At 73.6% G+C, this 11379-nt stretch carries 13 protein-coding genes; 4 read left to right on the top strand and 9 right to left on the bottom strand.

Translation table 11 applies throughout. The features are described from left to right. Positions 1–15: 15 nt before the first annotated feature. From A4R25_RS25290 to A4R25_RS25275, 4 genes are all read right to left on the bottom strand, one after another. The gene (locus tag A4R25_RS25290; protein WP_043329365.1) at positions 16–567 is read right to left on the bottom strand and encodes an ATP-binding protein; all 552 of its coding nucleotides are present in this window, start codon (positions 565–567) and stop codon (positions 16–18) included. Beyond that, positions 564–1538 carry a carbohydrate kinase family protein gene (locus A4R25_RS25285; RefSeq protein ID WP_064448311.1) on the bottom strand — a complete coding sequence of 325 codons (975 nt, stop codon included), beginning with the start codon at positions 1536–1538 and terminating at the stop codon, positions 564–566. The genes A4R25_RS25290 and A4R25_RS25285 overlap by 4 nt, the downstream gene beginning before the upstream one ends. Positions 1539–1716: 178 nt before the next feature. Further along, on the bottom strand, positions 1717–2085 hold the full coding sequence (erpA, locus tag A4R25_RS25280) for an iron-sulfur cluster insertion protein ErpA (protein WP_043329360.1): 369 nt from the start codon (positions 2083–2085) through the stop codon (positions 1717–1719). A gap of 137 nt (positions 2086–2222) precedes the next feature. After that, the gene (locus A4R25_RS25275; protein WP_197494965.1) at positions 2223–3383 is read right to left on the bottom strand and encodes a glycerate kinase; all 1161 of its coding nucleotides are present in this window, start codon (positions 3381–3383) and stop codon (positions 2223–2225) included. Between the two features lie 43 nt (positions 3384–3426). On the opposite strand from A4R25_RS25275, the gene nadA reads away from it, so the two are divergent. The 3 genes from nadA to A4R25_RS25260 all read left to right on the top strand — a co-directional run bounded on the left by nadA (position 3427) and on the right by A4R25_RS25260 (position 6861). Continuing rightward, positions 3427–4602, top strand: coding sequence for a quinolinate synthase NadA (gene nadA / locus A4R25_RS25270; RefSeq protein WP_187693530.1), 1176 nt, complete (start codon positions 3427–3429; stop codon positions 4600–4602). 214 nt (positions 4603–4816) lie between these two features. Then, positions 4817–6172 (top strand): UDP-N-acetylglucosamine 1-carboxyvinyltransferase, encoded by a 1356-nt coding sequence (murA, locus tag A4R25_RS25265; protein WP_030500128.1) that lies wholly within the window; start codon positions 4817–4819, stop codon positions 6170–6172. A gap of 80 nt (positions 6173–6252) precedes the next feature. Then, entirely contained in the window at positions 6253–6861 is a 609-nt protein-coding gene (locus A4R25_RS25260; RefSeq protein ID WP_043329355.1) for a DUF3043 domain-containing protein, read from the top strand. Between the two features lie 70 nt (positions 6862–6931). On the opposite strand, the gene A4R25_RS25255 is transcribed toward A4R25_RS25260, so the two are convergent. Both A4R25_RS25255 and A4R25_RS25250 read right to left on the bottom strand, forming a co-directional pair. Next, a complete protein-coding gene (locus tag A4R25_RS25255; protein ID WP_064448309.1) occupies positions 6932–7240 on the bottom strand; it encodes an AzlD domain-containing protein in 309 nt (102 codons plus the stop codon). Next, entirely contained in the window at positions 7234–7980 is a 747-nt protein-coding gene (locus A4R25_RS25250; RefSeq protein WP_064448326.1) for an AzlC family ABC transporter permease, read from the bottom strand. The genes A4R25_RS25255 and A4R25_RS25250 overlap by 7 nt, the downstream gene beginning before the upstream one ends. Positions 7981–8047: 67 nt before the next feature. Here A4R25_RS25250 and A4R25_RS25245 point away from each other — a divergent pair, with 67 nt between their 5' ends. Then, positions 8048–8608, top strand: a complete 561-nt coding sequence (locus A4R25_RS25245) for a helix-turn-helix domain-containing protein (protein ID WP_043329354.1) — start codon at positions 8048–8050, stop codon at positions 8606–8608. On the opposite strand, the gene A4R25_RS25240 is transcribed toward A4R25_RS25245, so the two are convergent. From A4R25_RS25240 to A4R25_RS25230, 3 genes are all read right to left on the bottom strand, one after another. After that, positions 8592–9569: an ATP-binding cassette domain-containing protein gene (locus A4R25_RS25240; protein ID WP_064448308.1), complete on the bottom strand. Its 978-nt coding sequence runs from the start codon at positions 9567–9569 to the stop codon at positions 8592–8594. The two genes, A4R25_RS25245 and A4R25_RS25240, sit on opposite strands and share 17 nt — an antisense overlap. After that, a complete protein-coding gene (locus A4R25_RS25235) occupies positions 9566–10366 on the bottom strand; it encodes an ABC transporter permease (protein WP_064448307.1) in 801 nt (266 codons plus the stop codon). Before A4R25_RS25235 ends, A4R25_RS25240 begins: the two co-directional genes overlap by 4 nt. Positions 10367–10439: 73 nt before the next feature. Continuing rightward, complete coding sequence (locus tag A4R25_RS25230; protein WP_064448306.1) at positions 10440–11291, bottom strand: ABC-2 family transporter protein; 852 nt, start codon at positions 11289–11291, stop codon at positions 10440–10442. Between the last annotated feature and the right edge of the window lie 88 nt (positions 11292–11379).

The raw sequence follows: 11379 nt of genomic DNA, 5'->3' as shown, positions 1-11379 counted from the left end.
CTTAACGCCCGACGTTCAGCTCAGGTACGCGAGGATGCCGGGCAGCGGGTCGGCCGCCACGGCGGTGTCGACCACCAGGCGGGGGCCGATCAGCGGCTCGTACTCGGCGCGGCGGCGCAGCGTCAGCTCCCAGGTGCCGTCCTCGGGCGGGCGGGCCTCGACCCGGCGCCGGTGCTCCTCCTCGTCGCCGCAGTGCACCTCGATCACCCGCAGCGGCACGCCGGCCCGTTCGGCCACGTCGTGCCAGAGGCCCCGGGCGCTGGCGACCGGGTTCACCGCGTCGACCACCACGCTGAGACCCAGGCCGAGCTGCACCTCGGCCAGCCCGGCGACCGCGCCGTACGCGGCCATGCCCGGCACGTCGCCGGTGAGGCCGTAGCGGTGCAGGGCCCGCTCGACCGGGTCGACCGGCAGGACCGGGGCGCGCAGCGCGACGCCGACCCGGGCGGCGAGGGTGGTCTTGCCCACGCCGGGCAGCCCGGCGAAGGCGACCAGAACCGGGCCGCCGGAGCCGGGGCGGACCGCCTCCGGATCCACCCCGCCCGACGGGACGGCCGCGCCGGTCACAGCAGGTGCGGCCGGACGTCCTCGGCGGCCGCGTCACCGTACGACTCGGCGAGTCGCTTCACGAACAGGTCGCGGCGGACCTCGTACTCCTGGCCGCCGAAGTTCTCCAGCACCAGCGTGGCCAGCAGGCAGCCGACCTGGGCCGCCCGCTCCAGGCCGACGCCCCAGTCGAGCGCGGCGAAGAACCCGGCCCGGAAGCCGTCGCCGACGCCGGTCGGGTCGACCGCCTGGATCTCCCGCGCGATCGGCACCCGGATCGTGCCGACCTCCCGGCCGGCGATCTCCACGCCCTGCTTGCCCAGCGTGGTGACCCGCACCTTGACCCGGTCGAGCAGCTGCTCGTCGGTCAGCCCGGCCTTGCTCTGCAGCAGCGACTTCTCGTACTCGTTGGTCATCAGGTAGTCGGCGCCCTCGACCAGGCCGAGCACGTCCGCGCCGTCCATCCGGGCGAGCTGCTGGGACGGGTCGGCGACGAAGGCGTAGCCCCGGTCCCGGCACTCGCCGGAGTGGCGGATCATCGCGGCCGGGTCGTTGGCGCTGACCAGCACCAGGTCGAGGCCGCCGAGGCGCTGCGCGACCGGGTGCAGCTCGATGTTGCGGGCCTCGCTCATCGCCCCGGCGTAGAAGGAGGCGATCTGGCACATGTCGGTGTCGGTGGTGCAGACGAAGCGGGCGGTGTGCGCCACCTCGCTGACGTGCACCGAGTCGCAGTCGACGCCGTGGCGCTCCAGCCAGGAGCGGTAGTCGGCGAAGTCGGCGCCGACCGCGCCGAGCAGCACCGGGCGCAGCCCGAGCTGGGCCATGCCGAACGCGATGTTGGCGGCGGTGCCGCCGCGCCGCAGGACCAGCTCGTCGACGAGGAAGGAGAGCGAGACCTTGTCGAGCTGGTCGGCGATGAGCTGGTCGGCGAAGCGGCCGGGGAAGCTCATCAGGTGGTCGGTCGCGATCGAGCCGGTCACGGCGATCTTCATGTCAACCCTCGGGGTCGGGAGCACGGCGCGGTCAGCCTACCGGCCCCCGGACCGGACGGACGGCGGTCGGTCACCAACCGGTCGATCAGCGCACATCCGGACGTCACCCCCAGGGGGTACGACGAAGCGGCGGGCCGCCCCACCGGGACGGCCCGCCGCTTGCGGTCGGTGCGTCGACTCAGCTGAAGGAGTCGCCGCAGGCGCAGGAGTTGCCCGCGTTGGGGTTGTCGATGGTGAAGCCCTGGGCGTCGATCCGGTCGGCGAAGTCGATGGTGGCGCCGGTCAGGTAGGGGGCGCTCATCCGGTCGACGACGACCTCGACACCGTCGAAGTCGGTGACGATGTCACCGTCGAGCGAGCGCTCGTCGAAGAACAGCTGGTACCGCAGGCCGGAGCAGCCACCCGGCTGCACGGCGACCCGGAGCCGCAGGTCGTCGCGGCCCTCCTGCTCGATCAGGGCCTTGACCTTCTGCGCCGCGACGTCGGTGAGGACGACGGTGCTGGGGGCCTTGGCCTCGGTCGACTCGGTCTGCGCTGGCGTGGTCACGTGGAAGTCTCCCTGCGCGGTATAGGTCCGGACGTCCTGGCCAACGCCGCACGTCCGCCAGTGATTCCCGGTGTGGTCCGTTTCGATCGTACGCCGCCGTCGGCGTCACCACCCGGCGGCGTGACCAGCGGAACCGGTCAGCGGCTCCACTGCCCGGCCAGCCGCGCGCCGAGCGCGCGCAGCCCCTCGGCCGGGCGGGTCATCGCCGCGTCCACTCCCCCGCGCTCCTCGCCGCCGAAGTGGTCGACCAGGCTGTACGCGTCGGTCACGCCGGCCGCCGCGGCCTCCCGCCGCCCGGTGCTCACCCGTCCCGCCAGCACCACGCAGGGCACGCCCCGGTCCCGGGCGGCGCCGGCCACGCCGGCGACCACCTTGCCGCGCAGCGACTGGTGGTCGAACGAGCCCTCGCCGGTGATCACCAGGTCGGCGGCGTCGAGCGCGGCGTCCAGCCTCACCGCGCGGGTGACCAGCCCGATGCCCGACTCGCACCGGCCGCCCAGCGCCAGCACGGCCGCGCCGAGGCCGCCCGCGGCGCCGCCGCCGGGCAGCGCGCCCAGCCCGGGCGGGCAGCCCGGCAGCCGCTCGGTAAGCACGTCCGCCCAGCGGGTCAGCGCGGCGTCCAACAGCAGCACGTCGGCCCGGTCGGCGCCCTTCTGCGGGCCGAAGACGCTGCTCGCGCCGTGCAGCCCGAGCAGCGGGTTGTCCACGTCGGTGGCGGCGACGAGCGTCGCGCCGCGCAGCCGCGGCTCGCCGTCGAGCGCGGCCACCGCGGTGAGCGCCGCGCCGCCGTACGGCAGCGCCCGGCCGGCGTCGTCGAGCGGCGTGACACCCAGCGGTACGAGCATCCCGGCGCCGCCGTCGTTGGTGGCCGAGCCGCCCAGCCCCACCACCACGGTGCGCGCGCCCGCCTCGACCGCGGCGGTGACCAGCAGCCCCAGCCCGTACGAGGTGGTGGCCTTCGGGTCCCGTTCGGCGTCGGAGAGCAGGTGCAGGCCGCACGCCTGGGCGCTCTCCAGGTACGCCGTGCCGTCGTCGGTGAGCAGGATCTCACCGGTGGCCGGGCGGCCCAGCGGGTCGACCGTGGGCACCGGCAGCCGGCGTCCGCCGAGCGCGTCGGCGAGCACCTCGACGAACCCCGGTCCGCCGTCGGCCAGCGGCCGGACCAGCAGTTCGTCGCCGGGGGCGACGTCCCGCCAGCCCTCGGCCACCGCGGCGGCCACCTCGGGGGCGGACAACGTGCCGGCGAACTTGTCCGGGCAGAGCAGCACGCGCATGCGCAGCAGTGTGGCAGGCCACATCGGGGACGGCTGCGCGGTGGTCGCGCTGTGGGACCATGGGGGCGTGACTTCGACCTGGGTTGAGCCGTCCAACACCGCCACGGCGCTGCTGCTCCTCGGCCGCGGCAGCGACCCCGCCACCGAACGTGGCGTGGAGTGTCCGGGTGATCTTCCCGCGCCGAGCGACCCCGACCTGGTGGCCCGCGCCGCCGCCGCGAAGGCCGCGCTCGGCACGAAGGTGTTCGTGCTGGGCCACCACTACCAGCGCGACGAGGTGATCCAGTTCGCCGACGTGACGGGCGACTCGTTCAAGCTGGCCCGGGAGGCGGCGGCGCGCCCTGATGCGGAGTACATCGTCTTCTGCGGCGTGCACTTCATGGCCGAGAGCGCGGACATCCTGACCTCGGACGCGCAGAAGGTGATCCTGCCCGACCTCGCGGCCGGCTGCTCGATGGCCGACATGGCGGTGCTGTCGCAGGTCGAGGCCGCCTGGGACACGCTCACCGACCTGGGCATCGCGGCGGAGACCGTCCCGGTGACGTACATGAACTCCTCGGCCGACATCAAGGGCTTCGTCGGCCGCAACGGCGGCGTGGTCTGCACGTCGTCGAACGCCAAGCGCGCGCTGGACTGGGCGTTCGAGCAGGGCCGCAAGGTGCTGTTCCTGCCCGACCAGCACCTGGGCCGCAACACCGCGGTGCTGGAGATGGGCTTCTCGCTCGACGACTGCGTGCTCTACGACCCGCACAAGCCGGGCGGCGGGCTGACCGCCGAGCAGCTGCGGGACGCGAAGATGATCCTGTGGCGCGGCCACTGCTCGGTGCACGGCCGGTTCACGCTCGACAGCGTCAACGACGTACGCGAGCGGGTGCCGGGCGTGAACGTGCTGGTGCACCCGGAGTGCCGGCACGAGGTGGTGAACGCCGCCGACCTGGTCGGCTCGACCGAGTTCATCATCAGGACGATCGAGGCGGCCCCGGCCGGCTCGGCGTGGGCGGTGGGCACCGAGCTGAACCTGGTACGCCGGCTCGCGCTGGCCCACCCGGACAAGCAGATCATGTTCCTCGACCGGGCGGTCTGCTACTGCTCGACGATGAACCGGATCGACCTGCCGCACCTGGTGTGGGCGCTGGAGGAGCTGGTCGCCGGCCGCGTGGTCAACCAGATCACCGTCGATCCGGAGACCGCCCGACACGCCCGGTCGGCGCTGGACCAGATGCTCGCGCTTCCGGGAGCCTGATCACCCTCGGTCACCTGACTGGCACGTAAACGCACCGGACACCCCGGTTCGTGCCCTCGCTGGTGATGTGACCGATTCCATTTTCGTCACGGAGGGCTATGCTGCCGGGGCGACGACACACGCGGCCCGTTTTCCCATGACCGCGTTCCGGGTAGCGATGAACTTCGTGCACCCATCACTAGACACGGCAGCACCCAACGCGCTGGAGGTTGCGTTGACCGACGACGTCCTGGTCGTACACGGAGGCACTCCGCTGGAAGGGCGGATCCGCGTCCGCGGCGCGAAGAACCTGGTGTCCAAGGCGATGGTCGCCGCCCTGCTCGGCGACACACCCAGCCGGCTGTTCGACGTGCCGCGTATCCGTGACGTCGAGGTGGTCCGCGGTCTGCTCGGCCTGCACGGCGTCAAGGTCAGCGACGGCGACGAGGAGGGCGAGTTGGTCTTCGACCCCTCGAACGTCGAGAGCGCCAGCACCGACCAGATCAACGTGCACGCCGGTTCCAGCCGGATCCCGATCCTGTTCTGCGGCCCGCTGCTGCACCGGCTCGGCCACGCCTTCATCCCCGACCTGGGCGGCTGCCACATCGGCCCGCGTCCGATCGACTTCCACCTCCAGGCGCTGCGCGAGTTCGGCGCCACCGTCGACAAGACGCCGGAGGGCCTGCACCTGTCCGCGCCCAACGGGCTGCACGGCACGAAGTTCGCGCTGCCGTACCCGAGCGTGGGCGCCACCGAGCAGGTGCTGCTCACCGCGGTGATGGCCGAGGGCGTCACCGAGCTGCGCAACGCGGCGGTCGAGCCGGAGATCATCGACCTCATCTGCGTGTTGCAGAAGATGGGCGCGATCATCAAGGTGCACACCGACCGGGTGATCGAGATCCAGGGCGTCAAGAAGCTGCACGGCTACACCCACCGGCCGATCCCGGACCGGATCGAGGCGGCCAGCTGGGCGGCGGCGGCGCTGGCGACCCGCGGTCACGTCGAGGTGCTGGGCGCCCAGCAGGCCGACATGATGACCTTCCTGAACATCTTCCGCTCGGTCGGCGGCGAGTACGAGGTCACCGACCTGCGCCCGCCGCGCGGCGGCAGCCCCGGCCAGGAGGGCGGCATCCGCTTCTGGCACCCGGGCGGCGAGCTGAACGCGGTGGCGCTGGAGACCGACGTACACCCGGGTTTCATGACCGACTGGCAGCAGCCGCTGGTGGTCGCGCTCACCCAGGCGCGCGGCCTGTCGATCGTCCACGAGACGGTCTACGAGCAGCGGCTCGGCTACACCGAGGCGCTGAACACGATGGGCGCCAACATCCAGGTCTACCGGGACTGCCTCGGCGGCACCCCGTGCCGCTTCGGCCGGCGCAACTTCAAGCACTCCGCGGTGATCGCCGGGCCGAGCAAGCTGCACGCCGCCGACCTGGTCATCCCGGACCTGCGGGCCGGGTTCAGCCACCTCATCGCGGCGCTCGCCGCCGAGGGCACCTCCCGGGTGTACGGCGTGGACCTGATCAACCGCGGCTACGAGGACTTCGAGGCCAAGCTGGCCGACCTCGGCGCGCACGTCGAGCGTCCCTGAGGCGTCCCGTTCACTCGACCGGCCGCGCCCGGTGCACCCGTGATGTGCACCGGGCGCGGCCGGTTGGCTACCCTTGCCGCGTGCCGTCGCTGTTTCGCCGCAAGTCCGCCGACCTCGTCGAGGAGTCCGTCACCACTGTGACGACCGACGAGGAGTCCGCCGCCGCCCGTCCCCGGGGCTACACGCCCAGCAAGAAGGAACTCGGGCAGGTCACGCCGAAGCGCCCGGTCGCCGGCCGCCGGCCGACCGCGCCGGCCAAGCCGCTGACCAAGGAGGAGGCCCGCGCGCAGCGCCGCGCCGCCCGCGCCGAGGCCGCCGCCGAGTTCCGGCGCGAGGGCGGCCCGCGTGACCGGGGGCCCGAGCGGCTGCTGGCCCGCAACGTGGTCGACTCCCGGCGTACGGTCGGCACCTGGTTCTTCGGCGGCGCGCTGATCGTGCTGGTCGGTTCCAACCAGGCCATGCCGCCGATCGTGCGGCTGCTGTCCAACCTGCTGTGGGGCGCGCTGGCGCTCGGCGTGCTGATCGACTCGGTGCTGATCTCCCGGAAGATCAAGCGGCTGGTGCGCGAGCGCTTCCCGAAGAGCACCGAGAAGCTCGGCTCGCTCTACTTCTACGCGATCATGCGGTCGATCACGTTCCGCCGGATGCGCGCTCCCGCGCCCCGGGTGAACATCGGCGACAAGGTCTGACCGGCCCCGCTCCGAAATCGGCCCCTTCCCGCTCCGGCGGTGCGGGGCCGTTCTCGTGCGAGGGCCGGCGTCAGTCCACGCCGAGCAGGCGCAGCACCGCTGTGGTGGCCGCCGCCGCGACCACGACCAGCACGAACGGCGCCCGGCGCCAAGCGAGCACCAGGCCGATCAGCACCCCGACGGGGCGGGCGTACCCGGCGAAGCCACCGGCCTCGGTCAGCGCCGCGGTGGCGGCGAGCGCGGCCAGCAGCGTGGCGGCGCCGACCGGCAGCAGGTGGCGGGCCCATTCGGGCAGGTCCAGCCGGTCCCGCAGCAGCACCCCGGCGACGCGGAAGCCGTAGGTGCCGGCGGCCAGCGCGAGGATCACGGCGATCAGCACGAGACCTCCCCGGCCCGCACGCTCCGATCATCAGCCGCCTCGTCAGCGGTCCGGGGTGGCGCGGCGGGCGGGCGGCGGCGGGCCAGCAGCGGCAGGGCCAGCGCGGCGAGCGCGAGCAGCACCGGCAACCCGGCCGGCAGCAGCGGCGTGGCCAGCACGGCCAGGCCGGCGCCGGTCAGCGCCACCCGGCGGGTCTCCCGGTCGCGCAGGCTGGGCAGCAGCAGCGCGGCCAGCCCGGCCGGGAACGCGGCGTCGAGTCCCAGCGCGGCCGGGTCGCCGGCCGCGCCGCCGGCGAGCACGCCGAGCGCGGTGCCGGTGTTCCAGGCCAGGAAGAGCAGCACCCCGGCGAGCCAGAACGCCCGGCGCCGCCCCGGACCGGCCGGGCGGGCCAGCGCGAACGCGGTCGCCTCGTCGGTCATCAGGTGGCTGCCCAGCAGCCGCTGCCAGCGCCGCGAGCCGAGCGCGCCGCCGAGAGCCAGGCCGAACGGCAGGTGGCGGGCGTTGAGAAGCAGGCCGGCGAGGACCGCCGCGAGCGGACTGCCGGCCACGACGAGCCCCACCGCCATGAACTGGGCGCCACCGGCGTAGACGACCGCGGACATGGCGAGCGTGGCCCAGGCGGGCAGGCCGGCGGCCACCGCCACGGCGCCGAACGACGCGCCCACGGCGAGCATCGCCGCGCCGATGGCGGCGACGTCGCGGAGCACCCGGTCGTCGCCCGTTCGGTATGCCGTACGCATGTCCATTATCCTGAACGCGAGAACGCTTGTTCGTCAAACCGAACAAACCGACCGTTGGAGCGAACATATGGCGATCGACCCCGCTCCCCCACTCGCGACCATCGCCGCCGCGCTACGCCGCGAGCGCGAACGGGCCGGCCTGTCGCTCACCGAGCTGGCCCGCCGCGCCGGCATCGCCAAGTCCACCCTGTCCCAGCTGGAGTCCGGTTCCGGCAACCCCAGCGTGGAGACGCTCTGGGCGCTCGGCGTGGCGCTGGACGTACCGTTCAGCCGCCTGGTCGAACCACCCGCCGCCGCCGTGCGGGTGGTCCGGGCCGGCGAGGGCCCCCGGATCCGCTCCGAGCACGCCGACTTCTCCGCCACCCTGCTCGCCGCCGGAGCGCCGCACGCCCGGCGGGACGTCTACGTGATGGAGCTGGAACCCGGCGCGGTACGGATCGCCGAGGCGCACACCCCGCGCAGCGTCGAGCACGTCGTGGTCGCCGCCGGACGGATGCGCGTCGGCCCGGAGACCGACCCGGTCGAGCTGGGACCCGGCGACTACGTCACCTTCCCCGGCGACACCCCGCACCGGTACGAGGCGCTGGCCCCCGGCACGTTCGCCGTACTCGTCATGGAGCACCCGTGACCGCGGCCGGCGCCCGGTAGAGCCGCGCCACGACCTCCTCGATGTCCGGCTCCACGATCGAGATGTCCCGCAGCGTGGCCAGGCCGGCCAGCCCGGCCACCACCTCGGCGACGCTCGCCCGTTCCAGCGCGAAGACCAGCCGACGCCCGTCCGCCTCCACCCGCTGCACCGGCGCCCCGGGCAGCACCGGCGGCTCGGGCAGCGCCGCGTCCAGCTCGGCGACCACCATCCGGCGCGAGCCGTACCGGCGGTGCAGCTCGGCGATCGACCCGTCGTGCACCACCCGCCCGTGGTCGATCACCACGAGCCGCCGGCACAGCCGCTCGATGTCGGCCAGGTCGTGCGTGGTGAGCACCAGCGTGGTGTCGCCGGCCCGGCCCAGCTCGGCCAGGAAACCGCGCACCGCCTGCTTGCTGACCACGTCCAGGCCGATCGTCGGCTCGTCCAGGAACAGCACCTCCGGGCCGTGCAGCAGCGCCGCGGTCAGCTCACCGCGCATCCGCTGACCCAGCGAGAGCTGCCGGACCGGCGTGTCCAGGAACCCGTCCAGGTCGAGCAGGTCCCGGCAGCGGGCCAGCCGGGCCGCGTGCTCGCCGGCCGGCACCCGGTAGACGTGCCGCAGCAGGTCGAACGAGTCCCGCAGCGGCAGGTCCCACCACAGCTGCGAGCGCTGCCCGAACACCACGCCGATGCGCAGCGCCAGCCGGGTCCGGTCGGCCACCGGGCGCAGCCCGCACACCCGGGCCCGCCCGGACGACGGCGTCAGCACGCCGGTGAGCATCTTCAACGTGGTCGACTTCCCGGCGCCGTTCGGGCCGATGTAGCCGAGCATCTCGCCGCGCTCCACCCGCAGGTCGACCCCGTCGACGGCGGTCACCGTCCGCTTCTCGCGCCGCAACCGCCCGGCCCGGACCCGGACCGTGAACTCCTTACGCAGCCCGTCCATCTCGATGACGCTCATGACCCCGTACTCCGGTAGTGACGGACCCCGACGCGCCAGGCCAGGCCGGCCAGCGCCGCCGCGACCACCGCGACGCCCGGCGCGGCCCAGCCCGCCCAGGACGGCAGGCCGAGCGGGTCGGCGCGGCCCAGCAACGCCAGCGCCGGGTGGTAACTGACAAAGGCGAACCCCATCCCGTACGCGAACAACGCGCGGAACCAGCCGCCGTAGACGGTGACCGGGTACGAGGTGAAGTCACGCCCGCCGTAGGTGACCGAGTTGGCCAGCTCGCCCGAGTCGACCCAGTAGAACGACACCGTCGCGGTCAGCACGAAGACCGAGGCGAAGAAGACCACGGCGGCCAGCGGCGCGACGACCGCCAGCGCCACCCGGCCCGGTGTCCAGTCGATCCCCGCCGAGACCAGCGCGAACAGCAGCACGGCGAGCCCGAACACGGCCCGGGACAGCTTACGCAGCGGCAGGTCCATCAGCAGCAGCTGCGGCAGCGCGCCGAGCGGACGGACCAGCACCGCGTCGAACAGGCCGGTGCGCACGTACCGGGGAAGCCGTTCGATGTTGCCGACCAGCAGGTCGGCGGTGGCGAAGCCGCACGCCGACAGCCCGACCACGACGAGCGTCTCGCGCAGCGTGAAGCCGCCCAGCTCCCGCGTCACACCGAAGATCACCAGGACCGTGACCACGTCGAACACCGTCGCGCCCACGTTGCCGACCAGGTCCACCACGAACGACGTGCGGTACGCCGCCTGCGAACGCGCCTGCGCGCCGAGCAGCGCCCGGTACGCCCGCAGTTCAGCCACCCCGGGCGCGCTGTCGCGCTCAGCCACCCTGGGCGCGCTGTCGCGCTCAGCCACCCTGGGCGCGCTGTCGCGCTCAGCCACCCTGGACCACCAGGCGGCGCTCGGCGCGGCGCTGCACCAGCCGGCACAGCGCCAGCAGCGCCACCACCCAGGCGGCCTGCACCCCGACCAGGGCGAGACCGGTGGACATCGGCTCCCGCTCCACCAGCACGTCCAGCGGCACCTGCAGGATGCTGGGGAACGGGGTGGCGTACCGCAGGACCGTCTCCAGCGGACCCGGCAGGAACCCGAGCGGGAAGTAGAGCCCGGCCAGCACGCCCGAGCCGAGCGTCCACAGGATCATCGGCCCTCGGACGTCCTGCAGCCAGTACGCGGTGGCGTTCACCAGGTAGCGGCAGCCGAAGCAGACCACCACCGCGAGCAGCACGGAGAGCAGGAACAGCGGCACCGTTGCCCAGTGCCGGGGCACGTACACCGCGAAGAAGAACGGGCCGATCACCAGCGGCGGCACCAGCCGGGCCAGCGCCGCGAACCCGGCCCGGCCCAGGTCGGTGGCGAGGTAGCTGGTCACCGGGTGCACCGGTCGCAGCAGGTCGGCAGCCACCTCACCGGTACGGATCCGGTCCGCCAGGTCGGTCCAGCCCCAGATGGCGATCACCGCCAGCAGCCCCTGGCCGGCCCAGACGAACGTGGCGAGCTGCGCCCTGTCGTAGCCGGCCACGGTGCCGGCCGCGCCGGTCGCGGCGAGGAAGATGTAGCAGCGCAGGAAGCCGAACACGGTGTTGGTGAACAGCCCCGCCACGGCGGCCTGACGGTAGGTCGCGTGCCGCCGGAACCCGGCCGCCGCGATCGCGCCGAATGTCCGAAACCATGGGGTAACGTGTGCGCCGGTGGGTGGTGCCACAGTGGCGGTGACCGAGCCCACGCCGTTACCCTCCTTCCGCAGCCACGACGTGCTGGACCGGGCGACTGTACCGGCACGTCCGGCGCCCCAGCGCGCGAATTTCCAATGA

This window comes from Micromonospora sp. NBRC 110037, from assembly GCF_001652995.1.
GTDB lineage: Bacteria > Actinomycetota > Actinomycetes > Mycobacteriales > Micromonosporaceae > Micromonospora > Micromonospora chalcea.
Note: the sequence above shows the minus strand (reverse complement) of the source record. Positions and strands in the feature narration are given on the sequence as shown.

Excerpts from the sequence above, each read along its gene's own strand:
- A4R25_RS25285 (WP_064448311.1), bottom strand. The coding sequence starts at position 1,538 with ATGAAGATCGCCGTGACCGGCTCGATCGCGACCGACCACCTGATGAGC.
- A4R25_RS25250 (WP_064448326.1), bottom strand. The coding sequence starts at position 7,980 with ATGCGTACGGCATACCGAACGGGCGACGACCGGGTGCTCCGCGACGTC.
- A4R25_RS25240 (WP_064448308.1), bottom strand. The coding sequence starts at position 9,569 with ATGAGCGTCATCGAGATGGACGGGCTGCGTAAGGAGTTCACGGTCCGG.
- A4R25_RS25275 (WP_197494965.1), bottom strand. The coding sequence starts at position 3,383 with ATGTGGCCTGCCACACTGCTGCGCATGCGCGTGCTGCTCTGCCCGGAC.
- A4R25_RS25245 (WP_043329354.1), top strand. The coding sequence starts at position 8,048 with ATGGCGATCGACCCCGCTCCCCCACTCGCGACCATCGCCGCCGCGCTA.